The 24,483-nt window shown below is 71.8% G+C and carries 26 protein-coding genes, 4 tRNA genes and 1 pseudogene; 23 read left to right on the top strand and 8 right to left on the bottom strand.

Annotated features, from left to right (window positions below; all coding sequences use genetic code 11):
* The 10 genes and pseudogenes from IEJ02_RS35370 to IEJ02_RS35415 all read left to right on the top strand — a co-directional run.
* Positions 1 to 699 (top strand): annotated as a pseudogene (locus tag IEJ02_RS35370) (NADH-quinone oxidoreductase subunit C); the annotation flags it as partial.
* Positions 696 to 1,661, top strand: coding sequence for a complex I subunit 1/NuoH family protein (locus IEJ02_RS35375; protein ID WP_191068585.1), 966 nt, complete (start codon positions 696 to 698; stop codon positions 1,659 to 1,661). The pseudogene IEJ02_RS35370 and the gene IEJ02_RS35375, both read left to right, overlap by 4 nt.
* Positions 1,661 to 2,293, top strand: a complete 633-nt coding sequence (locus IEJ02_RS35380) for a NuoI/complex I 23 kDa subunit family protein (protein ID WP_223865013.1) — start codon at positions 1,661 to 1,663, stop codon at positions 2,291 to 2,293. The genes IEJ02_RS35375 and IEJ02_RS35380 overlap by 1 nt, the downstream gene beginning before the upstream one ends.
* Positions 2,290 to 2,919 carry an NADH-quinone oxidoreductase subunit J family protein gene (locus IEJ02_RS35385; RefSeq protein ID WP_191068586.1) on the top strand — a complete coding sequence of 210 codons (630 nt, stop codon included), beginning with the start codon at positions 2,290 to 2,292 and terminating at the stop codon, positions 2,917 to 2,919. Before IEJ02_RS35380 ends, IEJ02_RS35385 begins: the two co-directional genes overlap by 4 nt.
* Positions 2,919 to 3,320, top strand: coding sequence for an NADH-quinone oxidoreductase subunit NuoK (gene nuoK / locus IEJ02_RS35390; RefSeq protein WP_137979044.1), 402 nt, complete (start codon positions 2,919 to 2,921; stop codon positions 3,318 to 3,320). The genes IEJ02_RS35385 and nuoK overlap by 1 nt, the downstream gene beginning before the upstream one ends.
* A complete protein-coding gene (locus tag IEJ02_RS35395; RefSeq protein WP_191068587.1) occupies positions 3,317 to 5,335 on the top strand; it encodes an NADH-quinone oxidoreductase subunit 5 family protein in 2,019 nt (672 codons plus the stop codon). The genes nuoK and IEJ02_RS35395 overlap by 4 nt, the downstream gene beginning before the upstream one ends.
* 3 nt (positions 5,336 to 5,338) lie before the next feature.
* Positions 5,339 to 6,928, top strand: coding sequence for a complex I subunit 4 family protein (locus tag IEJ02_RS35400; RefSeq protein ID WP_191068588.1), 1,590 nt, complete (start codon positions 5,339 to 5,341; stop codon positions 6,926 to 6,928).
* Complete coding sequence (locus IEJ02_RS35405; RefSeq protein ID WP_191068589.1) at positions 6,925 to 8,490, top strand: NADH-quinone oxidoreductase subunit N; 1,566 nt, start codon at positions 6,925 to 6,927, stop codon at positions 8,488 to 8,490. Before IEJ02_RS35400 ends, IEJ02_RS35405 begins: the two co-directional genes overlap by 4 nt.
* 323 nt (positions 8,491 to 8,813) lie before the next feature.
* On the top strand, positions 8,814 to 9,680 hold the full coding sequence (gene htpX / locus IEJ02_RS35410; RefSeq protein WP_191068590.1) for a zinc metalloprotease HtpX: 867 nt from the start codon (positions 8,814 to 8,816) through the stop codon (positions 9,678 to 9,680).
* Positions 9,677 to 10,069 carry a YccF domain-containing protein gene (locus IEJ02_RS35415; RefSeq protein ID WP_191068591.1) on the top strand — a complete coding sequence of 131 codons (393 nt, stop codon included), beginning with the start codon at positions 9,677 to 9,679 and terminating at the stop codon, positions 10,067 to 10,069. The genes htpX and IEJ02_RS35415 overlap by 4 nt, the downstream gene beginning before the upstream one ends.
* 73 nt (positions 10,070 to 10,142) lie before the next feature.
* Here the strand turns inward: IEJ02_RS35415 and IEJ02_RS35420 are convergent, their stop codons facing one another.
* Complete coding sequence (locus IEJ02_RS35420; protein ID WP_030835003.1) at positions 10,143 to 10,631, bottom strand: YajQ family cyclic di-GMP-binding protein; 489 nt, start codon at positions 10,629 to 10,631, stop codon at positions 10,143 to 10,145.
* A 189-nt stretch (positions 10,632 to 10,820) separates the two neighbouring features.
* Between IEJ02_RS35420 and IEJ02_RS35425 the strand changes: the two genes are divergently transcribed.
* Positions 10,821 to 10,902 (top strand) — tRNA-Tyr (locus IEJ02_RS35425).
* Positions 10,903 to 11,008: 106 nt separating this feature from the next.
* Here the strand turns inward: IEJ02_RS35425 and IEJ02_RS35430 are convergent.
* Both IEJ02_RS35430 and IEJ02_RS35435 read right to left on the bottom strand, forming a co-directional pair.
* Positions 11,009 to 11,401 carry an ANTAR domain-containing protein gene (locus IEJ02_RS35430; RefSeq protein WP_223865014.1) on the bottom strand — a complete coding sequence of 131 codons (393 nt, stop codon included), beginning with the start codon at positions 11,399 to 11,401 and terminating at the stop codon, positions 11,009 to 11,011.
* A 108-nt stretch (positions 11,402 to 11,509) separates the two neighbouring features.
* Entirely contained in the window at positions 11,510 to 12,508 is a 999-nt protein-coding gene (locus IEJ02_RS35435) for a helix-turn-helix transcriptional regulator (protein WP_317986007.1), read from the bottom strand.
* A gap of 133 nt (positions 12,509 to 12,641) precedes the next feature.
* On the opposite strand from IEJ02_RS35435, the gene IEJ02_RS35440 reads away from it, so the two are divergent.
* Positions 12,642 to 13,088, top strand: coding sequence for an MscL family protein (locus tag IEJ02_RS35440; protein ID WP_191068593.1), 447 nt, complete (start codon positions 12,642 to 12,644; stop codon positions 13,086 to 13,088).
* A gap of 57 nt (positions 13,089 to 13,145) precedes the next feature.
* Here the strand turns inward: IEJ02_RS35440 and IEJ02_RS35445 are convergent, their stop codons facing one another.
* Complete coding sequence (locus IEJ02_RS35445) at positions 13,146 to 14,390, bottom strand: amidohydrolase family protein (protein ID WP_191068594.1); 1,245 nt, start codon at positions 14,388 to 14,390, stop codon at positions 13,146 to 13,148.
* A 301-nt stretch (positions 14,391 to 14,691) separates the two neighbouring features.
* On the opposite strand from IEJ02_RS35445, the gene IEJ02_RS51180 reads away from it, so the two are divergent.
* Together IEJ02_RS51180 and IEJ02_RS35455 are read left to right on the top strand one after the other, a co-directional pair.
* Positions 14,692 to 14,901 carry a hypothetical protein gene (locus IEJ02_RS51180; protein ID WP_370467176.1) on the top strand — a complete coding sequence of 70 codons (210 nt, stop codon included), beginning with the start codon at positions 14,692 to 14,694 and terminating at the stop codon, positions 14,899 to 14,901.
* Complete coding sequence (locus tag IEJ02_RS35455; protein WP_191068595.1) at positions 14,889 to 15,356, top strand: DUF3574 domain-containing protein; 468 nt, start codon at positions 14,889 to 14,891, stop codon at positions 15,354 to 15,356. The genes IEJ02_RS51180 and IEJ02_RS35455 overlap by 13 nt, the downstream gene beginning before the upstream one ends.
* 107 nt (positions 15,357 to 15,463) lie before the next feature.
* On the opposite strand, the gene IEJ02_RS35460 is transcribed toward IEJ02_RS35455, so the two are convergent.
* Both IEJ02_RS35460 and IEJ02_RS35465 read right to left on the bottom strand, forming a co-directional pair.
* On the bottom strand, positions 15,464 to 16,129 hold the full coding sequence (locus IEJ02_RS35460; protein WP_191068596.1) for an NAD(P)H-binding protein: 666 nt from the start codon (positions 16,127 to 16,129) through the stop codon (positions 15,464 to 15,466).
* 24 nt (positions 16,130 to 16,153) lie between these two features.
* Positions 16,154 to 17,443 carry an amidohydrolase family protein gene (locus tag IEJ02_RS35465; RefSeq protein WP_191068597.1) on the bottom strand — a complete coding sequence of 430 codons (1,290 nt, stop codon included), beginning with the start codon at positions 17,441 to 17,443 and terminating at the stop codon, positions 16,154 to 16,156.
* A 228-nt stretch (positions 17,444 to 17,671) separates the two neighbouring features.
* Here IEJ02_RS35465 and IEJ02_RS35470 point away from each other — a divergent pair.
* From IEJ02_RS35470 to IEJ02_RS35495, 6 genes are all read left to right on the top strand, one after another.
* Positions 17,672 to 17,744, top strand: a tRNA-Thr gene (locus tag IEJ02_RS35470).
* Between the two features lie 59 nt (positions 17,745 to 17,803).
* Positions 17,804 to 17,876 (top strand) — tRNA-Met (locus IEJ02_RS35475).
* An 87-nt stretch (positions 17,877 to 17,963) separates the two neighbouring features.
* On the top strand, positions 17,964 to 18,128 hold the full coding sequence (gene rpmG, locus IEJ02_RS35480; protein ID WP_009715907.1) for a 50S ribosomal protein L33: 165 nt from the start codon (positions 17,964 to 17,966) through the stop codon (positions 18,126 to 18,128).
* Positions 18,129 to 18,212: 84 nt separating this feature from the next.
* Entirely contained in the window at positions 18,213 to 18,683 is a 471-nt protein-coding gene (locus tag IEJ02_RS35485; RefSeq protein ID WP_137979051.1) for a MaoC family dehydratase N-terminal domain-containing protein, read from the top strand.
* Complete coding sequence (locus tag IEJ02_RS35490; RefSeq protein ID WP_137979052.1) at positions 18,680 to 19,114, top strand: MaoC family dehydratase; 435 nt, start codon at positions 18,680 to 18,682, stop codon at positions 19,112 to 19,114. Before IEJ02_RS35485 ends, IEJ02_RS35490 begins: the two co-directional genes overlap by 4 nt.
* A gap of 186 nt (positions 19,115 to 19,300) precedes the next feature.
* Complete coding sequence (locus IEJ02_RS35495) at positions 19,301 to 20,356, top strand: UDP-N-acetylmuramate dehydrogenase (RefSeq protein ID WP_137979053.1); 1,056 nt, start codon at positions 19,301 to 19,303, stop codon at positions 20,354 to 20,356.
* Positions 20,357 to 20,384: 28 nt separating this feature from the next.
* Here IEJ02_RS35495 and IEJ02_RS35500 read toward each other — a convergent pair whose 3' ends face one another.
* A complete protein-coding gene (locus IEJ02_RS35500; protein WP_191068598.1) occupies positions 20,385 to 21,413 on the bottom strand; it encodes an adenosine deaminase in 1,029 nt (342 codons plus the stop codon).
* A gap of 191 nt (positions 21,414 to 21,604) precedes the next feature.
* Positions 21,605 to 22,843 (bottom strand): pyridoxal phosphate-dependent aminotransferase, encoded by a 1,239-nt coding sequence (locus IEJ02_RS35505; protein ID WP_191068599.1) that lies wholly within the window; start codon positions 22,841 to 22,843, stop codon positions 21,605 to 21,607.
* A gap of 182 nt (positions 22,844 to 23,025) precedes the next feature.
* On the opposite strand from IEJ02_RS35505, the gene IEJ02_RS35510 reads away from it, so the two are divergent.
* The 3 genes from IEJ02_RS35510 to nusG all read left to right on the top strand — a co-directional run bounded on the left by IEJ02_RS35510 (position 23,026) and on the right by nusG (position 24,410).
* A tRNA-Trp gene (locus tag IEJ02_RS35510) sits at positions 23,026 to 23,098 on the top strand.
* A gap of 107 nt (positions 23,099 to 23,205) precedes the next feature.
* Positions 23,206 to 23,496 carry a preprotein translocase subunit SecE gene (gene secE, locus IEJ02_RS35515; protein ID WP_037952862.1) on the top strand — a complete coding sequence of 97 codons (291 nt, stop codon included), beginning with the start codon at positions 23,206 to 23,208 and terminating at the stop codon, positions 23,494 to 23,496.
* Positions 23,497 to 23,579: 83 nt separating this feature from the next.
* Positions 23,580 to 24,410, top strand: a complete 831-nt coding sequence (gene nusG / locus IEJ02_RS35520) for a transcription termination/antitermination protein NusG (protein ID WP_191068600.1) — start codon at positions 23,580 to 23,582, stop codon at positions 24,408 to 24,410.
* Positions 24,411 to 24,483: the final 73 nt, after the last annotated feature.

A 24,483-nucleotide genomic window follows, 5' to 3' on the forward strand; every position in this document is an offset into this window, starting at 1 on the left:
GCCCGCCGCACCCGCAGCGCGACGGCGGGCTCGGCGAGCCAGCGCCCGGCGGGCGCGGAGACGGCGGAAGGGCAGCCCCCGGCGGCTGAGCGTCCGGCACGGCGCTCCCGCAGTGCGAGCCAGGGCTCGGCGAGTCAGCGCGCGGCGGATCCGGCGGAGACGGTGGGGGAGGCCACCGCCCCGGCGGCCGAGCGCCCGGCCCGGCGCTCCCGTACTGCGGGCGAGGGCTCGGCGAGCCCTCGCCCGGCGGGAGCGGAGGCCGCGGCCGAAGCCTCGACCACGGACGCGGCCGCCGGTGGGCGGGGCGCGGCCGACGAGCCGTCGGCGCCCCAAGCCCCGGCTCGCCCGCGGCGCCCCGCGCCGCAGCGCCGCTCGTCCGACGCCCCGTGGCACCACGCGCGCCCCGCGCGGGACGAGGACGCCGAGTCCCCGCGTGAGCCGCAGGCACCGGAATCGGAAGCGCAGACCGAGGCGACCGGAGACGGACCCGGCGCGAAACCCGACGCCGCACCCGGTACCCCGGACGCACCCGGCGCCTCGGACGCCGCGCCCGACACCCTCGGCACCTCGGGCACCCCGGACGCCGCACCCGGCACCCCGGACGCCGTACCCGACGCACCGGACACACCGGACACACCGGACACCCCGGAGGCCACCCCCGACCACGACACCGACGACCAGCCAGGAGGCGCCGCGTGAACGACGTCCTCGACGTCGCGCTGCGACTGCTCGCCCTCCTGCTCGCCTTCCTCGTGCTGCCCCTGGTCGTGGGGCAGACCGAGCACAAGGTCATGGCCCATATGCAGGGCCGCCTCGGGCCGATGTACGCGGGCGGCTTCCACGGATGGGCCCAGCTGGTCGCGGACGGCGTGAAGTTCGCGCAGAAGGAAGACGTCGTACCGGCCGGGGCCGACCGGCGGATCTTCCAGCTCGCGCCCGCCGTCGCGCTGCTGCCGTACCTCCTCGTCCTCGTCGCGATCCCGATCGGCCCCGCCGAGGGCGCGGTCGGCCAGGTCCTGGACGCGGGCATCTTCTTCGTGCTCGCCATGCTGGGCGTCGGAGTGCTCGGTTCGCTGATGGCGGGCTGGGCCTCGGCGAACAAGTTCTCCCTCCTCGGCGGCCTGCGCACGGCCGCCCAGCTCATGGCGTACGAGCTGCCGATGCTGCTCGCCGCCGCCTCCGTGGCGATGGCGGCGGGCACGGTCTCGCTGCCCGGCATCCTCGACGCGTTCGAGTGGTGGTGGGTGCCGTGGCAGATCGTCGGCGGGGTGGTGTTCTTCACCGCCGGTCTCGCCGAGCTGCAGCGCCCGCCGTTCGACGCGCCGATCGCCGACTCCGAGATCATCTTCGGTGCGTACACCGAGTACACGGGCCTGCGGTTCGCGCTCTTCCTGCTCGCCGAGTACGCGGGCATCGTCGTCCTGTGCGGGCTGACCACCGTCCTCTTCCTCGGCGGCTGGCACGGGCCGTCCGCCGACGGCCTCGGCTGGCTGTGGACCCTGCTGAAGACGGCCGTCCTCGCCTTCATCGTGATCTGGCTGCGGGTCAGCTATCCCCGGCTGCGCGAGGACCAGCTCCAGCGGTTCGCCTGGACCTGCCTCATTCCGCTCTCACTGGCCCAGATCGCCCTCACCGGCGTCGTCAAGGTGGTGATCTCCTGATGGGCATCCCCGGATCCGGTCTGGCCAAGGGCCTGGCCGTCACCCTCCGCACGATGACCCGGAAGTCGCACACCGCGCGGTATCCGGACGCGCAGCCCGAGCTGCCGCCCCGCACCCGCGGGGTGATCGGGCTGTTCGAGGAGAACTGCACGGTCTGCATGCTGTGCGCCCGCGAATGCCCGGACTGGTGCATCTACATCGACTCGCACAAGGAGACCGTCCCCCCGGCCGCCCCGGGCGGGCGCGAGCGCAGCCGCAATGTGCTGGACCGGTTCGCGATCGACTTCGCGCTGTGCATGTACTGCGGTATCTGCATCGAGGTGTGTCCTTTCGACGCGCTCTTCTGGTCGCCGGAGTTCGAGTACGCGGAGGAGGACATCCGCGATCTCACCCATGAGCGGGACAAGCTCCGCGAGTGGATGTGGACGGTGCCCGCGCCGCCCGCGCTCGACCCGCGCGCGGAGGAGCCCAAGGAGATCGCCGCCGCCCGTAAGGCCGCCGACAAGCTCGCCGCCGCCGAGGCCGCGCAGGCCGAGGCCGAGCGCGGATCCGGCGGGACCGACCGGACCGACCGGACCGACCGGAACGGCAACGGGAACGGAACCGAGAACGGGAACGGAGCCGCCTCGTGAGCCCTGCGGTCCACTTGGCCGCCACCGGCCACGGGTTCCTGTCGCCGACCGGAGTCGAGATCGCCTTCCTGCTGGTGGGCATCGCGACCTTCGGCGCGGCCGTCGTCACCGTCACCACCAAACAGCTGGTGCACGCCGCCCTGTGGCTGGTGGTGGCGCTCGGCGGCCTCGCCGTGGAGTACCTCCTGCTCACGGCGGAGTTCATCGCCTGGGTCCAGGTGCTGATCTACGTCGGGTCCGTCGTCGTCCTCCTCCTCTTCGGGCTGATGCTCACCAAGGCGCCCATCGGCCGCTCCCCGGACGCCGATTCGGGCAACCGCCCCGCCGCGCTCGCCGTGGCCGTGGCCGCCGCGGGCGCCCTGGTGTGGGTGGTCGTGGACGCCTTCCGGACCACCTGGATCGAGCTGGACAAGGGCGTACAGGGCTCCACCGCCGTCTCCGGTGAGAGCCTTTTCCGCCACTGGGTGCTGCCGTTCGAGGCGCTGTCCGTGCTGCTCCTCGCCGCCCTCGTGGGCGCGATCGTCCTCTCCCGCAAGAGCGGCGCCGACAAGAGCGGCGCCGACAGTGGCCCGGGTGTCGGCCACGACAGTGGCCCACGCGCCGGCCACGGCAAGGAGAAGCGCTGATGCACCTCGCCTACCCCGCCGTGCTCGCCGTCCTCCTCTTCTGCACCGGTCTGTACGGCGTCCTCGCCCGCCGCAACGCGATCCTGGTGCTGATGTCGGTCGAGCTGATGCTCAACGCCGTCAACCTCAACCTCGTCGCCTTCGACGTCTGGCTCCGCGACACCCTGCACGCGGGCCAGGCGCTGACCCTCTTCACCATCGCCATCGCCGCCGCCGAGATCGGCATCGGCCTCGCCATCGTCCTGCTCGTGTATCGCAACCGCGGCACCTCCGACGTCGACCGGCTGCGGGACCTGGCCGACCCCCCGTCGGCCGGCCAGGACCCGATGGACGACAGCATGGCAGCCCCCACTGACAACGACGCCGACCAGGCACGACGCGCCCGGAGGCAGACCGCGTGACGACCACGACCGCCGCCGTTCTCGTCCCCCTCCTGCCGTTCCTCGGCGCCGTCGCCGGGCTCCTGCTCGGCCGCCGTGCCCCCGGTTTCGTCCGCCCCCTCGCGGTGCTCCCGACCCTCGCCGCGGCCGGGCTCGCCGTGCTCGTCGCCGTGCGGCAGGGCGGGGGAGCGGGTGGCGGCACGGCCCCGCTCACCGCCGCGACCCGGCTCGCCGACACCGGCTCGGTCCCCGTCGACCTGGCCCTCCAGATCGACGGCTTCGCCGCCCTGGTCGCGGTCCTCGTCGCCGTCGTCGCCTGCTGTGTGCAGATCTACTCGACCGGCTATCTGCGCGACGACCCCCGCTACCCCTCCTACGCCGCGCTCGTCTCCCTCTTCACCGCCGCGATGCTCCTCGTCGTCTACTCCGACGACCTGATCGTGTTGCTCGTCGGCTGGGAGATCATGGGCATCTGCTCGTACTTCCTGGTGGGCCACTACTGGGAGACCGCGGCCGCGCGCTCGGCGTCCCTGAAGGCGTTCCTGGTCACCAAGCTCGGCGACGTCCCGTTCCTGATCGGCATCTTCGCGCTCGCGGGCGACACCGGCACGTTCCGCATCAGCGAGATCCACACCCGGCTGACCTCCGAGACCGCCGGGGTGCCGCTGGACCACCCCACCCTGATCGCGCTGCTGCTGCTCGCCGGGGTCGCGGGCAAGTCCGCGCAGTTCCCGCTGCACACCTGGCTGCCGGACGCGATGGCCGGTCCCACCCCGGTCTCCGCGCTGATCCACGCGGCCACCATGGTCGCCGCCGGTGTCTATGTGGTGGCCCGGCTGCTGCCCGTCTTCGCCTCCTCGGGCGCCGCGCTCGCCGTACTGGCCGTCATGGCGGCCGTGACGATGGTCGGCTCGGCGCTCGCCGCGCTCGCCCAGGACGACATCAAACGCGTCCTCGCCTACTCGACCGTCGGTCAACTCGGCTATATGACGGGCGCCCTGGCCGTCGACGACCGCGGCGCCGCCGTCTTCCACCTGATCACCCACGGCGCGTTCAAGGCGCTGCTGTTCCTCGGCGCGGGCGTGGTGATCCACGCCGCCGGCAGCAACTCCCTCGCCGCCATGTCCCGGATGAGCGGCCTCGCCCAGCGCATCCCCGACGCCTTCTGGACGATGACGGTCGCGCTCCTCGCGCTCGCCGCCATCCCGCCCTTCGCGGGCTTCTTCTCCAAGGAGGCCGTCCTCGGCGCGGCCGAGCACGCCGCCACCGGCCACACCTCCGGCGTCCCGGAGGGCGTCGGCTGGACCGTGCTCCTCGCCGGGCTGCTCACCGCGCTCCTGACCGCCGGATACGCGGCCCGGCTGTGGCTGCTCGCCTTCCGCGGGCAGGGCGAGCCCGCCCCGGACCACGGCAAGCAGCCGGTGGCCATGAACGTCGTCCTGTGGGCGCTGTTCCTCCCCACGGCCGCCCTCGGCCTCGCCTACGGCACGCTGCCCGACTGGTTCGACGGCGAGTCCCTCACCCCGACCCTCACCACGTCCGTCCTCGGCACCGGGCTGGCCCTCGGCGGCGCCCTCGTGATGTACGGCGCCTGGCGGCACAGCTCGGCGCGGGCCCGCCGGGTCCCGCTCGGCGCGGTGGCCGCCCACCCCGAGGCCGCCGACGCCGTCTCCGAGGCCGAGGCCATCGCCACCCACGAGGCGGCCTACGGCTCCATCGCGGGCGCCAGCGACCCCGCCGACCCCGGGCGGCTGCTCCTGGGCCCGCTGCACCGCCACGCGGCCGTCGGCTTCCACCTCGACACCGTCTACAGCGCCCTGTTCGTCCGGCCCGTGCGGGCCGCCGCCCGGCTCGTCCGCTTCCTCGACCGCGAGGTCGTCGAGACGTACGTACGCGGCGCGGGCGGTGCGCCCCGCCTGCTCGGCGCGGCCGTCCGCCGCGCCCAGACCGGCAATGTGCAGACCTACCTCGGCGCGCTGCTCGCGGGCTCCCTCGTCCTGGCCGTGGCCGCCGTCCTCGTCGCAGCGGGAGCCTGACCCGTGAACCACACCGTCCAGCAACTCCTCCTCGCCGCCCTGGTCGTGCTCCCCCTGCTCGGCTCCGTCGCCGCCCTGCTCCCGGCCCCGCCCGGGCTGCGCGGCCGCGGACCCGACCAGGCCGTCATGCGCCACGGCGTGACCGTCACCGGTGTGGTGCTCGCCGCGGCCATCGCCCTGGCCGCCGGATTCGACCACGACCACCCGGCCAGGATGCAGGCCCAGACCGACATCGGCTGGATCCCCGCCCTGGACATCCGCATCCACCTCGGCGTGGACGGCGTCTCGCTGCCGCTGCTCGTGCTGACCGCGCTGCTGACCTTCCTCAGCGCGCTCTACGCCTACTTCAACCGGCCCTCCGGGCCGTCCCCCAAGGCCTTCGTCGCGCTGCTGCTCCTCCTGGAGTCCGGCACCCTGGCCAGCTTCGCGGTGCTGGACCTGATGCTGTTCTTCCTGGCGTTCGAGATGGTCCTCATCCCGATGTACTTCCTCATCAACCGGTGGGGAGGCGCCGAACGCGAGCGCGCCGCCTGGCGGTTCATCCTCTACACGCTGCTCGGCTCCGTCGTCATGCTGCTCGGCCTCCTCCTCGTCGGGCTCAAGGGCGGCACCTTCGACATGGTGGCACTCGCCACCGACAACGGCTCCGGGCTCAGCCACACCACCCAGCTCATCGCGGCCCTCGCCATCATCGTCGGACTCGCCGTCAAGGCCCCGATGTGGCCGCTGCACAGCTGGCTGCCCGACGCCCACACCGCCGCACCCACGGTCGGCTCGGTGCTGCTGGCGGGCGTGCTGCTCAAGATGGGCACGTACGGCCTCGTCCGCATCGTGCTGCCGATGACCCCCGACGCGGCCCACACCTACGGGCCCTACCTCGCCGCGTTCGCCGTGGTCGGCATCATCTACGGATCCCTCGCCTGCCTCGCCCTAGCCCGCACCGGCGCCAAGGGCGACCTCAAGCGGCTGATCGCCTACTCCTCCGTCGGCCATATGGGCTTCGTGCTGCTCGGCATCGCGACCCTCACCCCCACCGGGGTGAACGGCGCGCTCTTCGCCAACATCGCCCACGGCCTGATCACCGGACTGCTCTTCTTCCTCGTCGGCGCGCTCAAGGACCGCTCCGGCACCACCGACCTCGACCAGCTCGCGGGCACCAGCGGCGCCGCCCTCTACGGCAGGGCGCCGCGCCTCGGCGGGCTGCTCGCCTTCGGCGCCGTGGCCTCCCTGGGGCTGCCCGGACTCGCCGGGTTCTGGGGCGAGATGCTCGCCATGTTCGGCGCCTTCGACCCCGCCGACGGGCTCAGCCGCCCCGCGTATCTCACCTATATGGCGCTCGCCGCCTTCGGCACCCTGCTCACCGCCGCCTACATGCTCATCGTCGTACGGCGCGTCTGCATGGGCGACCATCCGATCGAGCCCGGCACCGGGAGCGAGGCCGACCGGCCCGCCCTGGCCGACGTCCACGGCCATGAATTCGCCGCGTGGAGCCCGCTGGTGGCCCTCACCGTCCTCGCCGGACTGTGGCCCGCGGCCCTCCTCGGCCTCACCGACCCGGCCGTGCAGCAGCTCCTCGCGGGAGGCACCCGATGACTCCGAACGCCTCGAGCCTCGCCACGAGCCTCGTCCAGTCCGTCGACTGGCTCGCGGTCGCACCGCCCACCATCGCGGCCCTGGCCGGCCTCGCCGTCCTCGTCGCGGACCTCTTCCTGCCCGAGCGCAGGAAGCACCTGCTGGGCTGGGGAGCGATAGCGGGACTGGCCCTGGCCGCGCTCGCCCTGCTGCCGCTGCTGGACGGCGACCGCTCCACCTTCTGCCTGACCACCGGCGCCCACGCGTGCAGCTACACGGCCGACACCTTCGCGCTCGTCATCCAGTTCCTGGTGCTCGGCGGGGCGCTGCTCACCGCGCTGCTGTCCTTCAGCGCCCTCGACGATCTCAAACTCCCCGCGGGCGAGTTCTGGTTCCTGCTGCTGTCCTCCGCCTCCGGGGCCGCCCTGCTGCCCGCCTCCCGCGATCTGGCCACCCTGGTCATCGCCCTCGAGGTGGCCTCGCTCCCGGCCTTCGCCCTCGTGGGCCTCCGCCGCGGCGACCGCCTCTCCTCCGAGGCCGCGCTGAAGTTCTTCCTCTCCTCGGTCACCGCGACGGCCGTGATGCTGCTCGGCGTCAGCTTCGTCTACGCCGCGACCGGCAGCCTCCACCTGTCCCGGATCGCCGACGCCCTCACCCATGTCGACCCGCGGCTGGATACGCTCGCCCAGGCGGGCGTCGTGCTCACCCTGGTGGGCTTCGCGTTCAAGACCGCCGCCGTGCCCTTCCACTTCTGGGTGCCCGACACCTACGTCGGCGCGCCGGTGCCCGTCGCGGCGTATCTGTCCGTCGTCGGTAAGGCGGTCGGGTTCTCCGGGCTCATCCTGGTGACCGTCCTCGCCTTCCCCTCCTACGCCGAGGTGTGGGGCCCGGCCGTCGCCGTCCTGGCCGCCCTCACCATGACCGCGGGGAACGCGGCGGCGCTGCGCCAGCGCCCGGAGCGCTCCTTCAGCGCCGTACGGCTGCTCGCCTGGTCCTCCGTCGCCCAGGCGGGCTATCTGCTGGTCCCCATCGCCGCGGCCGGCTACGCCGACTCCGGCCGGGACGCCTCGCGCGCCGTCGGCTCCACCGTCGCGTACGCCCTGATGTACGCGGTCGTGAACCTCGGCGCCTTCGCGGTGGCCGCCCTGGTGGCCCGTACGAGCCCGGCCAACCGGCTCACCGACTACCGCGGCCTGTACGCGGCCCGCCCGGCCGCCGCCCTGGCCCTGGGCTTCTTCCTGCTGTGCCTGGCCGGGCTGCCCCCGGGCGTCATCGGACTCTTCGCCAAGGTGACCGTCTTCTCGGCGGCGGTGGACGCGGGGCTGGGCTGGCTCGCGGTGGTGATGGCGCTGAACGTGGTGGTGGCGCTGTACTACTACCTCCAGTGGACGGCCGTGCTCTTCCGCGCCCCGGAGCCCGCGCCCGCCGCCGGGACGGAACCCGCGCCCGCCACCGGGGCGGCCGTCACCCGCCCCCGCGCCGTCCCCCTTACGGCCGCCATCGCCCTCACCGCGGTCGTCGGCATCGCCCTCTCCGGCGCCCCGCAACTCGTTCTCCGGTTCGCCTCGAGCACCCTGCTGTAACCGCGACCGCGTAACCGCCCGCGGCGGCGCCGCCTCACCCGCGGGCGGCGCGCGTCCGGTCCGCCGCGCGCCCCGCCCGCCCTACGGCGCGCCCCGGACCTCGCCGCGGTCGTCGGCATCGCCCTCTCCGGTGCCCCGCAACTCGTCCTCCGGTTCGCCTCGAGCACCCTGCCGTAAGCACCCCCGCGGGCCCCGCGGATCCGCGCCCATGTGCACAAGGGAACTGGTGCCCTTCGCCTGGCGTTGACTTTTTCAGGAGGGTCCACTGGAAGGTGGAGACACCAGGCAAAGGGTTCCCCTGCGGCACATCGGGAGGGCACACCGTGCACCGCCGGCACAACGGGCTGAAGACCGCCGTACTCCTCGGTGGTCTGTCCGCGCTCATCATCGTCATCGGCAGCCTCTTCGGCCGTACCGGACTGATCATCGCGGTGATCGTCGCACTCGGGACCAACGCGTACGCCTACTGGAACAGTGACAAGCTGGCCCTGCGCGCGATGCGCGCCCGCCCCGTCAGCGAGTTCGAGGCGCCGGGGCTGTACCGGATGGTGCGCGAGCTCTCCACGGCCGCGCGCCAGCCGATGCCCCGGCTCTACATCTCCCCGACCGAGGCCCCCAACGCCTTCGCCACCGGCCGCAACCCCCGTAACGCGGCGGTGTGCTGCACCGACGGCATCCTGCGGCTGCTGGACGAGCGCGAGTTGCGCGGGGTCATCGGCCATGAGCTCAGCCATGTCTACAACCGCGACATCCTGATCTCCTCGATCGCGGGCGCGCTCGCCAGCGTCGTCATGTTCCTGGTGAACTTCGCCTGGCTGATCCCCATGGGCCGGTCCGACGACGACGAGGGCCCCGGCTTCCTCGGCATGCTGCTGATCATGATCCTGGGCCCGCTCGCGGCCTCCATCATCCAGCTCGCCGTCAGCCGCTCCCGCGAGTACGAGGCGGACGCCTCCGGCGCCCAGCTCACCGGCGACCCCCTGGCCCTCGCCAGCGCCCTGCGTAAGCTGGAGGCGGGCACCAAGCATCTGCCGCTGCCGCCCGAGCCCCGTCTGGAGACCGCCAGCCACCTGATGATCGCCAACCCTTTCCGCGCCGGTGAGGGCATGGCCAAGCTCTTCTCCACCCACCCGCCCATGCGGGAGCGCATCGCCCGCCTCGAGCAGATGGCAGGAGGCCGCAGGCCGTGAAAACGCTCCTGAACCTGATCTGGCTGATCTTCTCCGGCATCTGGATGGCGATCCTCTATCTGCTCGCCGGGGTCCTGCTCTTCGTCACGATCATCGGCATCCCCTTCGCGATCGCCTCCTGGCGCATCGCCGGCTTCGCCCTGTGGCCCTTCGGCCGCACCGCCGTCCCCCGCCGCGACGCCGGAGCCCCCTCCTGCGTCGGCAATGTCCTCTGGCTCGTCCTCGCGGGCTGGTGGCTGGCGCTCGGCCACCTCATCACCGGCGTCGCCCTCTGCATCACGATCATCGGCATCCCCCTGGGCCTGGCCAACTTCAAGCTCATCCCGATCTCCCTGGCCCCCCTCGGCCATGAAATCGTCCCCACCGACCAGCCCTTCACCCACCGCTGACCGGGGACGCCGACAACACCAGGGGCGGCACGGCCATGCCGCACCGCCCCTGCCGCACCGGTCCGGGCGCTGCCTACCGGTAGTTGACGAACTGCACCGCGAAGTCGAGGTCCTTGCCCTTGATCAGGGCGATCACGGCCTGAAGGTCGTCCCGGCTCTTGGAGGTCACCCGCAGCTCATCGCCCTGCACCTGCGCCTTGACGCCCTTGGGCCCCTCATCGCGGATGATCTTGGCGACCTTCTTCGCGTTCTCCTGCGAGATCCCCTCCTGCAGCGAGGCGAAGATCTTGTACTCCTTGCCCGACGCCTGCGGCTCGCCCGCGTCCAGGGCCTTCAGCGAGATCCCGCGCTTGACCAGCTTGGACTGGAAGACGTCGAGGATCGCCTTGACCCGCTCCTCGGAGTTGGCTCGCATCTCGATCCGCTCGCCCGACCACGCGATCGAGGCGCCGACGTTCTTGAAGTCGTAACGCTGGGAGATCTCGCGGCTCGCCTGGTTCAGAGCGTTGTCGACCTCCTGCCGCTCGACCTTCGAGACGATGTCGAAACTGGAGTCGGCCATCTTGAGTTGGCTCCTCGTACGTAGATCCGTCAGTGGCACGGCCCAGCGGACCGCTTCAGCCAGCCTAGCGATCTCGGCCATGATCAAGCGGCGATCAACCGGGTGGCGAAGCACCCCTCCACATCAGGTATTGTTTACGTCGTCGCCAGGGAGCAGCGCCGCGAGAGCGGGGCACCTGGCCACATCCCAGGCGGTGTGCCCGAGTGGCCAATGGGAGCGGACTGTAAATCCGTCGGCTTAGCCTACCCAGGTTCGAATCCTGGCGCCGCCACACGTGGGAAACGGCCCCTGAACTGCGGAAACGCGGTCAGGGGCCGTTCTCGTTCGGGAAGCGAGGAACGGCGCCGGACACCTCGCGCCGCTGGGACAGCGCGCGGCTAGCGGTCCGCTGATGTGGTCGGGGTTCTGGGCCGGCCCGTATCGGCCCGGCGGGCCAGGGTCGCTTCCAGGGCCGCTTCCAGGGCCTGCCGGATGTCCTCGGGGAGCCGGCCGGAGTACGGCCACTGGACGATCTGTTCGGCGATCAGCCGCACCTTGGTGTTGGTGTTCTGGGACACCGCCCTGAGGACGTCCCAGCCCTGGTCCGGAAGCAGGCGGCCGCGGGCGATGACCACACCGATCGCCTGGTCGATCACGGCGTGGGAGACCACTGCCTGCCGTAGCTGCCCGACCTCCTCCTCCAAGGCGGCGATCTTCTTGAGCAGGTCATCCCTCTCGATCGCCACGTACTGCCTTTCGATCGGGAAGTGGGCCACGGCGTCAATGGGCAATGCCGCAGCTGTCCACTCTTCAGACGTGGGCCGGTCCATGGCGATACGGCAAACGCACGCCCAAGCGCCTCACGGGACAGAAAACGAAGGCGAGGGCGGCGCGGGCGGTCAGCTGTGCAGCGTGGCGCTCGGGGTGGTGCGGTAGGTCTCGCGGTACAGGGCGGCGAAGCGGGCCGGGTGGAAGAAGCCCCAGCGGGTGGCGATGTCCGTCACCGTGGTGGTCCCGGGGTCGGCGGTCGCCAGCTCGTGGTGGGCGTGTGCCAGGCGCACCCGGCGGACGTACGCCATCGGCGTGGTGTCCAGGTGTCTGCGGAAGGCGTACTGCAGGGCACGGACGCTGACGTGCGCGGCCGCGGCGATGTCGGCGACGGTAAGGGGCTCGGCGGCGTGGTCGTCGATGTGGCTGAGCGCGCGCTGGAGCGTGCCGGGGTGGGCGTCGCTGCGGTCGGACGCGGTGGGGTCGGTGAGCGCGGTGTTGGGGAAGGCCGCGAGCACGCTGCCGGCCAGGAGCTGGCTGACAGTGGCCTGGACCAGCGGCTGGTCGGCGATGGCCGGATCGGCCAGGGCGTGGTCGCGCACGAAGTTGATGGTGCGCCGCAGATGCCCGGCCGCGGCCGCGGAGTGCGGCCGGTGCCCGGTCAGCCGGACCGGCTGCGGGGTGCGCTGGCCGACGGTGGCGGCGACCTGGCTCAGCAGCGCGGGGTCGAGCATGGTGATGTTGTAGCGGGCGGCGCGGATCCGCCCCGAGTAGGGAAGGTCCGGCGGGGCGAAGGACACCACGTCGCCGGGCCCAAAGGCATCCTCGACGCCCGGGAAGACATGGTCCTCGATGGTGCCGGCGTGGACGACGCACAGGCAGATCCTGCCGAGCGGAGTGACGGAATAGCTCATGTCGAAGTCCAGATCGAGCTCGTCCACGCTGATCGACGCGACGGTGTCGCGGCGGATCTGTGCCCGGCTCGCGCTCGGGGTGCTGCTGCCGATGCGCATTTTGGCGTAGGCCTTGCTGAGGAAGTCCTCGGTCATCTCCAGGTCGTCACTGTCGAAGACCAGCGTGCCCATGGCGGCCTTGCCCTCCGGTGCCCAAGCGATATCGTCCCGAAGCACACATTATGGTCTGCTGACGGTGAGTCTCCCACTGCCGCCGTACGGGCGGCCGTCCGTCGTGGCGCGCCGTGGGCTCCGCAAGACCGCTCCTAGGGTGGTGATTCCCCCGTATTCAGGACAGAGAGGGCGGATCGTGCTCAGGGGCTTCAAGAACTTCCTCATGCGCGGTGATGTCATCGTTGTCGCCGTCGGCCTGGTCACAGCGCTGGCGTTCTCGACGCTGATCAAGGCGTTCACCGACTCCGTGATCAACCCGATCATCGCCCGGCTGCAGGGCGGCTCATCGGTCGGGCTCGGCTGGCAGCTCGGCGCCCAGGGGAACAGCTCGACCTACCTCAACATCGGGTCGTTCATCTCCGCCCTGATCTACTTCATCATCTTCATGGCCGTCATCTACTTCCTGATCGTCGTGCCGTACAAGTACACCCAGGCCCGCCGGGGCGCGGAGGTCTTCGGGGAGCCGGGCCCGATCAAGACCTGCCCGGAATGCCTCGCCGAGGACCTCCCCGAGGCGGCGCGCAAGTGCCGCTACTGCGGCTCGGACCAGCCGCGCACGAGCGAGCCGCCGCGCCCGGCTTAGGTGCCGCGCCCCGGCCTGGCCGCCGCGCCCGGCCTGGCCGTGGCCGCCGCGCCCGGCTCAGCCGCCCGCCCCCGCCCCCGCCGGTCGCCCCCGGTCGAGGTCCAGCTCCAGCATCCGGATCGCGTTGCCGCGGAGGATCTTGTACGTGGTCTCGGGGGAGAGGTTGGCCACATGCTCGGCGGCGATGCGGCGGGTGTGCGGCCAGGTGGAGTCGACGTGGGGGTAGTCGGTCTCGAACGTGGCGTTGTTCACGCCGACCGTGTCCAGCGAGGCGACCCCGTGCTTGTCGCGGAAGAAGCAGCAGAAGATCTGCCGGTAGTAGTACGTGGACGGCGGCTCGGGGATGAGGTCGCGGACGCCGCCCCAGGCGCGGTGCTCCTCCCAGACGTCGTCGGCGCGCTCCAGGGCGTAGGGGATCCAGCCCATCTGGCCCTCGGCGTAGGCCAGCTTCAGGCGCGGGAAGGAGACCAGGACGCCGCTGAAGAGGAAGTCCATCATCGACGCCATGGCGTTGTTGAAGCTCAGCGCGGCCTGGACGGCCGGCGGGGCGTCGGGGGAGGCGGCGGGCATCTGGGAGGAGGAGCCGATGTGCATGCACACGACCGTCCCCGTGGCCTCGCACTCGGCGAAGAACGGATCCCAGTAGCCGCTGTGGATGCTGGGGAGCCCGAGGTAGGTGGGGATCTCGCTGAAGGTCACCGCGCGGACGCCGCGGGCCGCGTTGCGGCGGATCTCCTGGACGGCGAGGTCGACGTCCCACAGGGGGATCAGGCAGAGCGGGATGAGGCGGCCGCCGCTGTCGCCGCACCACTCCTCGACCATCCAGTCGTTGTACGCGCGGACGCACGCCAGCCCGACCTCCTTGTCCTTCGCCTCGGCGAAGGTCTGGCCGCAGAAGCGGGGGAAGGTCGGGAAGCACAGCGACGCCTCGACGTGGTTGAGGTCCATGTCGGCGAGCCGGGCCTTGGGGTCCCAGCAGCCGCGGCGCATCTGCTCGCGGGTGATGCCGTCGAGGGTCATCTCGTCGCGCGAGAAGCCGACGGCGGCGATGATCCGCTTGTAAGGGAAGAGATCGCCCTCGTACTGCCACCAGTCGGTCAGCTGGCCGTCCGGGTCGGTGGTGAACTTGTACTTGCCGCCGATGTAGGCCAGCTCGCCGATCCCGGCCGTGAGGGGCTTGGGGCCGCGGTCCCGGTACTTGGCCGGGAGCCAGCTCTCGAAGAGGTGCGCGGGCTCGATCACATGGTCATCGACGCTGATGACCAGGGGCAGCTCGGTCGTGCCGTTCGTCTCGCCGGTCATCTCGCCATCTCTCCCCGGTCTCCTCGTGGTGGTCCTGCCCGTTCCCCGTTAATCTGACGGCTCGTCAGATTCGGTGGCGGCAGAGTAGGGCGGATCGCTTCAACCAACAAGAGAAAGTCCCGTTCCCGCACGTACGTTCAGGGCGGACGATGGCGCGACAACGGGAGGAAACGGTGAACGCATCGTCGATCGCACGCGATGTGGGTTCGGCAACGCGCACACGCACCCCGCGCGAGGCGGGCCCCGGGCCATCCGGGGCGGGGCGCTCCAGACCCTCGCCGGGCGGCCGTTCGGCGCGGCGCTGGTCTGGGCGGTCGGCATCGGACTGGTCTGCATGGCGCTGTGGCGGCTGTCCGAGGCGGTCTTCGGGGCCGGGCCCCCGGCCCCCGCGCATACGCCCCCGCGCATACGCCCCCGCGCATACGCCCCCGCGCCTCGCACGGATGTGCACCGTAAGGCGCTCTTCCCGAGGGTCCCCGGCGCCGGGACGATCGGACGATGCCGACCATGAAGCCACGCGTCCGTCTCGCCGCCGTCGGGGCGGCCTTCGCCCTCGCCGCCACCACCCCCGTCGCCGCGTACGCCGCGCTGGACGACCCGCCCGCCGCCGCGCCCTCCGGCGCCGTGGGCCGGGGCAAGCCGTACGTCGAGACCCGGCTCTTCTTCGGCACCGAGCGCCCCGACGGCGGGCCGCCCGTCACCGAGAAGCAGTTCCTGGCCTTCGTGGACCGGCGGATCACCCCGCGCTTCCCCGCCGGCCTGACGATCCACGACGGCCGGGGGCAGTGGCGGGACCAGAACGGGACGATCGAGCGGGAGCGCTCGTACGAGGTGGTCCTGCTCTACCCGGCGTCCGAGGCGGGGACGCAGGACCCGCGGATCGAACGGATCCGGACGGCGTACGAGCGCCAGTTCGCCCAGGAGTCCGTGGCCCGGGCCGACGCCCCGGCCCAGGTGGACTTCTGAGCGATCGGGTGGGACCGCCCCGGCCCGGGTGGGCTTCTGAGCGATCGGGTGGGACCGCCCCGGCCCGGGTGGGCTTCTGAACGGCCGGGTCGGGCCGACCCGGCCCCTCACCCCCGCTCGGCGACCGCCCCCACCGCGTCCGCCACCGCCGTGTCGCCGTTGATCAGCTCCAGCGTGCGGCCCGCCGTACGGGGCTCGTCCAGCAGGGCGACCAGGACCGCGGCCACGTCGTCGCGGGTGATCTCGGCGCGCCCGGTGCGTTCGGCCAGCTTCACCCGGCCCGTGCCCGGGTCGTTCGTCAGCCGGCCCGGCCGCAGCACGGTCCAGTCGAGGCCGTCCCGGGCGCGGATGTCGTCGTCCGCCGCGGCCTTGGCGCGCAGGTAGGCGGCGAAGACCGGGTCGGTGTCCGGCGGCGGCTCGTGGGAGGCGCCCGTCGAGGAGACGATCAGGAACCGCCGGGCCCCGGCCCGTTCGGCCGCGTCCGCGAAGAGCACCGCGGCCCGGTGGTCGACGGTGTCCTTACGGGCGGCACCGCTGCCGGGACCCGCCCCGGCCGCGAAGACGGCCGCGTCCGCGTCCTCCAGATGCTTGACCACGTCCTCCAGCGAGGCCGACTCCAGGTCGCAGACGACCGGTTCGGTGCCCGACGCCAGCAGGTCGCCCGCCTGTTCCGGCTTGCGGATGATGCCCGCCACTTCGTCTCCGCGCGCGGTGAGCAGCCGCCCCAGCCGCAGCGCGATCTGTCCATGTCCACCAGCGATGACAATGCGCATGATCCCGACCGTACGCCGTGCGGCCTACTGTTGCTCGCCGCCGCTCTGCGGCCGCGCCTGCCGGGGCAGGTCCAGCGCCGCGGCGGCCGCCGAGTCGCAGTACTCCCGCACCGCGCTGGTCCGGGCCACCACGCGCCCCCGGTGCACCACGACTCTGCTGTACGCGAGCGAGAGCACCCCGGCGAGGCCGTCCCCGCGCACCGCGAGCAGCTCCGCCGGGAACCCGGCCTCCACCCGCACCTCGGCGAGCCCCATGGCGGCCCGCGCCCCCGCGCACACCGCCTCGTACGCCTCCTCGGGCCGCGACTCGCCCAGGGACGCCAGCAGAAAGGCGGCCTCCAGGGGATCGCCGCGCCCCACGGGGTTCACCGCGTCCCGCAGCGCCCCGCTGCCCGCGGCCACCCGGACGCCCGCGGCGCGCAGCAGCCGCACCGGCGCGCAGCCGCGGGTGCGCGCTCCCCACATGCCCTGGTGCTCCAGCCCGGCACAGTCGCCCTGGGGGAGGCAGACGACGGTCACCCCGGCCGCCGCCAGCCGCTCGGCGGCCCTCCCCGCCATGTCCGCGGGCAGCCGGGACAGCCCGCCGCAGGGGCCGATCGTGACGCCCGGCCGCAGGCCCCCGGCCATCGCCGCGAGCCGGGCGAGGCGGGCCGGGTCGTCACCGTCCGTGTGCAGATCGACGGCGCGGCCGTGGCGCGCGGCGAGGTCGAGGACGGCCTCGGCGTGGCCGGTCGGATCGGGGTCGAGGTCGGGGCAGCCGCCGATGACCGACGCGCCCATCCCCACCGCGTCCCGCAGCATCGCCAGACCGTCCGCCCCGGCGGTGCCGGTCAGCACCCGGGGCACCGCCACCGCGCTCAGCTCCGTGAGCCCGCGCAGCGCCCGGCCGGCCTCCAGGACCGCCTCCAGGGAGCGCAGTCCGTGCACCCCGCCGACGCGGACATGGGTGCGCAGCGCCGTCGCGCCGTGGCCGAGTTGGAGCAGGGCGGCCTCGACGGTGCGGCGCTGGACGTCCTCGGGGGCGTACGGGACCGGGCCCGCCATGTCGGCCGTAAGGGCGGTGTCGCAGTGGGCGTGGGGTTCGGCGGGGGCGGGCAGCAGCAGATAGCCGCCGAGGTCCAGCCGGGTGCCGGGGACGAGGCTGCCCGCCGTGCCCACGGCCTCGATCCGCCCGCCGCTGAGCCGGACGTCCACGGTGCGCCCGTCGGCGAGCCGGACGCCGCCGAGCACCAGGGCGGAGGGGTCGCCGGGGGCCGCTCCGCCGCTCCCGGGCGGCTGTTGGGGCTGTTGCGGCTGCTGCTGGCTCTCGGGCATCGCACTCCTGGGATTCGCACCGAGCACGCGACGGGTGACGCGCCGGGCACGCGTCGGATGCGTGCGCAGCCAAGATCACGCGGGTGCGATGCGAAGCCTAGGACGAGGTGGGGGCGGCTTCGCGGAGGAGCCGAATAGTCGTACTGGTGTGGTGCATGAGCCCGGGGTGACGAGGGGCCGATACGGATTTCACCTTCGGCGGCCGACCGTGTAATGTCTTCATCGCTCGCCCCAATAGCTCAGTCGGCAGAGCGTCTCCATGGTAAGGAGAAGGTCTACGGTTCGATTCCGTATTGGGGCTCTGATGTGTGAGGCTTCCCGTTCCGCTACGCTGGTTGGGCGGGGAGTCACTCGCATCGCAGCGGTGTAGCTCAGTCGGTAGAGCAAGCGGCTCATAATCGCTGTGTCACCGGTTCAAGTCCGGTCACCGCTACTGACAGTAGCCGATTGTGGGGTCGGTCCTTCGATCGGCTACTCTTTCTGCGTTAATCCCCTAGTCCGTTCGTCAAGGAGCACTCACGTGGCTGCCACCGACGTCCGCCCGAAGATCACGCTGGCCTGCGTGGAGTGCAAGGAGCGGAACTACATCACCAAGAAGAACCGGCGCAACGACCCGGATCGTCTTGAGATCAAGAAGCACTGCCCGCGTTGCAACGCGCACACCGCGCACCGTGAGACGCGATAGCAATAAACTCTCATTCGAGGCCGCCCCCACTCGCGGGGGGCGGCCTCGTTTCGTTGGTAATTCAATCGCAGGAGGTGTGCGCCGATGGCGCTCGACCAGTCCTTCGTGGGGCGGACCTACCCGCCCACCGCCCCGTACGAGGTCGGCCGGGAGAAGATCCGGGAATTCGCCGAGTCCCTCGGTGACACCAATCCGGTCTACACCGACCCCGAGGCGGCCCGGGACCTCGGCTACCCCGATGTGATCGCCCCGCCGACGTTCATCTTCACGATCACCTTCAAGGCGGCCGGGAAGCAGGTTGTCGAGGATCCGCAGCTGGGGCTGGACTACAGCCGGGTGGTCCACGGCGACCAGCGGTTCGAGTACACCCGCCCGGTCCGCGCGGGGGACCGTCTGAAGGTCACCTCGATCATCGACTCGATCAAGTCGCTGGCCGGCAACGACATCCTGTCCGTCCGCGGCGAGGTCCACGACGAGGCGGGTGATCATGTAGCGACGTCGTTCACGACGCTGGTGGCCCGCGCCGCTGACGCAGAGGTGGAGGAGAGCAGATGACGGCCAAGATCTCGTATGACGCCGTGGAGGTCGGCACCGAGGTGCCCGTGCGCGAGTTCCGGGTGAACCGCGCCGACCTCGTGCGCTACGCGGGCGCGTCGGGCGACTTCAACCCGATCCACTGGAACGAGAAGTTCGCCAAGGAGGTCGGCCTCCCCGACGTCATCGCGCACGGCGCCTACACCATGGCCCAGGCGGCCCGCGTGGTGACCGAGTGGGCCGGCGACCCCGGCGCCCTCGTCGAGTACGGCGTCCGCTTCACCCGGCCGGTCGTGGTCCCCAACGACGACAAGGGCGCGGTCATCGAGATCGGCGCCAAGGTGACCGCCAAGCTGGACGACGAGGCCCGTACGGTGCGCCTCGACATCACGGCGACCAGCGCCGGTCAGAAGGTGCTGGGCCGGGCCCGCGCCGTGGTACGGCTCGTCTGAGCCCCCGACCGCGCCCGATGCGGCCCCCGGGCGGATGAGAGCACGCCGGAGCGCGTGCGGCCCGTCCAAGCCCCTCAGGGCTCCCAGACAGGCCCTACGGCCCGCAGGCCCGCCGGCCCCCGGATTCCCCACACCGGGGGCGGCCGCCGCCAGGACCCCAGGGGGCGCCCCCGTACTCTTGAGCGCGTGCAGGAACTCCACGACGCCCCTCTCGCGCCCCTCACCACCTTCCGTCTCGGCGGACCGGCCAACCGGCTGCTCACGGCCACGACCGACGACGAGGTCATCGCCGCGGTCCGCGCGGCCGACGCGGCCGGGACCCCGCTGCTGGTGATCGGCGGCGGCAGCAATCTGGTCATCGCCGACAAGGGCTTCGACGGCACCGCCCTGCACATCGCCACCAGCGGCTTCACGCTCGACGGCACCCGCCTGGAGCTCGCCGCGGGCGAGAACTGGTCGGCCGCCGTGGCCCGTACGGTCCGGGCGGGGCTCGCGGGCATCGAATGCCTGGCCGGAATCCCCGGCTCCGCGGGCGCGACCCCGATACAGAACGTCGGCGCCTACGGCCAGGAGGTCTCCGCCACGATCACCGAGGTGATCGCCTACGACCGCCGCGCCGACGAGGTCGTCACGATCCCGAACGCCGACTGCGCCTTCTCCTACCGCCACAGCCGCTTCAAGGCCGACCCCGACCGCCATGTGGTGCTCCGGGTCCGCTTCGAACTGGAGGACGCGGGCGGGCTCTCCGCACCCGTCCGGTACGCCGAGACCGCGCGGGTGCTCGGCGTCGAGGTGGGGGACCGGGTCCCGGCCGCCGTCGCCCGCGAGACGGTCCTGGGGCTGCGCGCGGGCAAGGGCATGGTGCTCGACCCCGACGACCACGACACCTGGTCCGCGGGGTCCTTCTTCACCAACCCGGTGCTTGACCAGGACGCCCACGCCGCCTTCCTGGCCCGCGTCGCCGAACGCCTGGGCCCGGACACCGTGCCGCCCGCCTTCCCGGCGGGCGACGGCCTGATCAAGACCTCCGCGGCCTGGCTGATCGACAGGGCGGGCTTCCCCAAGGGCTACGGCACCGGCCCGGCCCGCATCTCCACCAAGCACACGCTCGCCCTGACCAACCGGGGCGAGGCCACGACCGAGGACCTGCTGGCCCTGGCCCGCGAGGTGGTGGCCGGGGTCGAGGAGGCGTTCGGGATCCGGCTGGTCAACGAGCCGGTGACGGTCGGCGTGAGCATCTGATCCGGTCTGCTCGCGTGAGGAGACCGACTTACCCGAGTAGGTCGGGGCCCGCCAGCCAGTCGTCGATCTCCGCCAGCATCCGCCGCCGGACCTCCTCCGGCGCGGCCGAGCCGCGCACCGACTGACGCGCCAGCTCGGCCAGTTCGGCGTCCGTGAAGCCGTGGTGCTCGCGCACCAGCTCGTACTGCGCCGCCAGCCGCGAGCCGAAGAGCAGCGGGTCGTCCGCCCCGAGCGCCATCGGCACCCCCGCGTCGTACAGCGTGCGCAGCGGGACGTCCTCCGGCTTCTCGTAGACCCCGAGCGCCACGTTCGACGACGGGCACACCTCGCAGGTCACCTCGCGCTCGGCGAGCCGGGCGAGCAGCCGTGGGTCCTCCGCCGCGCGCACCCCGTGGCCGACCCGGGCCGCGCCGAGGTCGTCCAGGCAGTCCCGTACGCTGCCGGGGCCCGACAGCTCGCCGCCGTGCGGCGCCGCCAGCAGCCCGCCCTCCCGGGCGATGGCGAAGGCCCGGTCGAAGTCGCGGGCGAATCCGCGCCGTTCGTCGTTGGAGAGGCCGAAGCCGACCACGCCGCGGTCCGCGAAGCGCACCGCGAGCCGGGCCAGGGTGCGGGCCTCCAGCGGATGCTTCACGCGGTTGGCGGCGACCACCACCCTGATCCCGAGACCGGTCTCCGCGGAGGCGCTCTCGACCGCGTCCAGGATGACCTCCATCGCGGGGGTCAGCCCGCCCAGGCGCGGGGCGTACGAGGTGGGGTCCACCTGGATCTCCAGCCACTGGGCCCCGTCCCGCACGTCCTCCTCGGCCGCCTCGCGCACCAGCCGCCGGATGTCGTCGGCCTCCCGCAGGCAGGAGCGTGCGATGTCGTACAGCCGCTGGAAGCGGAACCAGCCGCGCTCATCGGTGGCGCGCAGCTTCGGCGGCTCACCGCCGCTCAGGGCCTCGGGGAGGTGGACGCCGTACTTGTCGGCCAGTTCGAGGAGGGTTCCGGGGCGCATGGAGCCGGTGAAGTGGAGATGCAGATGCGCTTTGGGGAGCAGGTGTACATCGCGTGCCATCTGCAGATACTGCCGCACGTCCGGACCCGCCGGTACCGCTTTCCCCGAACGGGGAGGCGCGCGCACGCGGAACGGGCCGGAATCCGCCACCGCGGACTCCGGCCCGTTCCCTTCGCGCGTACGGCTCGCGACGGCTCGCGACGGCTCGTGCGTACGAAGGCCAGGCGAAAGCCAGGCGAAGGCCAGGCGCCTTACGCGCTCGCCTCGCCCAGCAGCTTCTGCAGCCGGGAGACGCCCTCGACGAGGTCCTCGTCGCCCAGCGCGTAGGACAGCCGCAGATAGCCCGGGGTGCCGAACGCCTCACCCGGCACCACCGCGACCTCGGCCTCCTCCAGGATGATCTCGGCCAGCTCGACGGTGGTCCGCGGCCGCTTGCCGCGGATCTCCCTGCCGAGCAGCCCCTTGACCGAGGGGTAGGCGTAGAAGGCGCCCTCCGGCTCCGGGCACTCGACGCCGTCGATCTCGTTCAGCATCCGCACGATGGTGCGGCGGCGGCGGTCGAACGCCTCGCGCATCGCGGCCACGGCGTCCAGGTCGCCCGAGACGGCGGCCAGGGCCGCGACCTGAGCGACATTGCTCACATTCGAGGTGGCGTGCGACTGGAGGTTCGTCGCGGCCTTGACGACGTCCTTGGGGCCGACGATCCAGCCCACCCGCCAGCCGGTCATCGCGTACGTCTTGGCGACACCGTTGACCACGATGCACTTGTCGCGCAGCTCGGGCACCACGACCGGCAGCGAGTGGAACCGGGCGTCGCCGTAGACCAGGTGCTCGTAGATCTCGTCGGTCAGCACCCACAGCCCGTTGTCGGCGGCCCAGCGGCCGATCGCCTCGACCTGCTCACGGCTGTAGACCGCGCCGGTGGGGTTGGAGGGGGAGACGAAGAGCAGCACCTTGGTGTTCTTGGTGCGGGCCGCCTCCAGCTGCTCGACGGAGACCCGGTAGCCGGTCGTCTCGTCGGCGACGACCTCCACCGGGACACCGCCGGCCAGCCGGATCGACTCCGGGTAGGTGGTCCAGTAGGGCGCGGGGACGATGACCTCGTCGCCCGGGTCCAGGATCGCGGCGAACGCCTCGTAGATCGCCTGCTTGCCGCCGTTGGTCACCAGGACCTGGGCCGCCTCGACCTCGTACCCGCTGTCGCGCAGCGTCTTCGCGGCGATCGCGGCCTTGAGCTCGGGGAGGCCGCCGGCCGGGGTGTAGCGGTGGTACTTCGGGTCGCGGCACGCCGCGGCCGCGGCGTCGACGATGTAGTCGGGCGTGGCGAAGTCGGGCTCACCGGCGCCGAAGCCGATCACCGGACGGCCCGCGGCCTTGAGGGCCTTGGCCTTGGCGTCGACGGCGAGGGTCGCGGACTCGGAGATCGAGCCGATCCGGGCCGATACCCGCCGGTCGGTCGGGGACTGTACTGGGGGAGTAGCAGCGGTCATAGATGCATCGTCGCAGACGGGTGAAATGGGTGGCACACGGGTTTGCTCCGGGCTTCGCGCGCTTCTCGTTCGACGCCCGGCCGTCAAGCACGTACACTCATCCGTCGTTGGCCGATCAACAGCCGGATCCGACCGCACACTCCGTGCAGCCGGGTGTATGCGGTAGGTTGGGAGTGCCGCAAAGGGTCGTAGCTCAATTGGTAGAGCACTGGTCTCCAAAACCAGCGGTTGGGGGTTCAAGTCCCTCCGGCCCTGCTACACGCACTGTGATGAGGGTGCGTGCATGCGTACGCAAGGACAAGCACCGCTGTGCGGCCGGGCCGGACGCGGCACGGCCACGACCCGGATTCAGGTGAGGACGAGTGACGGAAGCCCTTGGCTCCACCGCGACGCCTGAGAGCGGTCGTCCCGAGGATGAGGAGACGACCAAGCGGGGTCGTCGTGGTGGTAAGCGCGCGAAGAAGGGGCCTTTCGGTCGGCTCGCGCTTTTCTACCGCCAGATCATCGCTGAGCTGCGCAAGGTCGTCTGGCCCACGCGCAGCCAGCTGTCGACGTACACCAGCGTGGTGATCGTCTTCGTCGTCATCATGATCGGCATCGTGACCGTGATTGACTATGGGTTCAACAACGCCATCAAGTACGTCTTCGGCTGAGACCCTCGCGAAAGGCGGCCGCTGTACCGGCGTCGCCTCTTTCGCACGTTCCACCCCTTTGAAGCCAGGAAGAAGCAGCCACAGTGTCTGACCCGAACCTGAACGACGCCGCCGAGCCCGTCGAGTCCCGTGAGGACGAGCTCGACATCGTCGAGGCGGCGGACTCCGACCAGGCTGAAGCGGCCGACGCCTCGGCGGGCGTTCCCGCCGAGGAGGACGCGCTGCGCGTCGAGGGCGAGGACGCCCTCGAGACCGATACGGCCCAGGCGGACGACGCGGCCGAGGCCGAGGCTGAGGTCGACCCGGTCGAGGCGCTCCGCGAGGAGCTGCGCGGGCTGCCCGGTGAGTGGTACGTGATCCACACCTACGCGGGCTATGAGAAGCGCGTGAAGGCCAACCTGGAGCAGCGTGCCGTCTCGCTGAACGTCGAGGACTTCATCTACCAGGCCGAGGTCCCCGAGGAAGAGATCGTCCAGATCAAGAACGGCGAGCGCAAGAACGTCCGGCAGAACAAGCTGCCCGGATATGTGCTCGTCCGCATGGACCTGACGAACGAGTCGTGGGGTGTGGTCCGCAACACGCCGGGTGTCACCGGCTTCGTGGGCAACGCCTACGACCCGTACCCGCTGACCCTGGACGAGATCGTCAAGATGCTCGCCCCCGAGGCCGAGGAGAAGGCCGCCAAGGCCGCCGCCGAGGAGAGCGGTGTGCCGGCGCCGAGCCGCAAGGTCGAGGTCCAGGTGCTGGACTTCGAGGTGGGCGACTCGGTCACGGTCACCGACGGCCCGTTCGCGACCCTCCAGGCGACGATCAACGAGATCAACGCCGACTCGAAGAAGGTCAAGGGCCTGGTCGAGATCTTCGGCCGGGAGACCCCGGTCGAGCTGAGCTTCGACCAGATCCAGAAGAACTGAGTCTCTGCGGAGCTGAGTCTCTTCACGAGAACTTCCGAACAGGTCAGACGGGCTTGAGGGCCGGTCTGACCTG

Source organism: Streptomyces sp. 5-10, from assembly GCF_014712245.1.
Classification (GTDB): domain Bacteria; phylum Actinomycetota; class Actinomycetes; order Streptomycetales; family Streptomycetaceae; genus Streptomyces; species Streptomyces violaceusniger.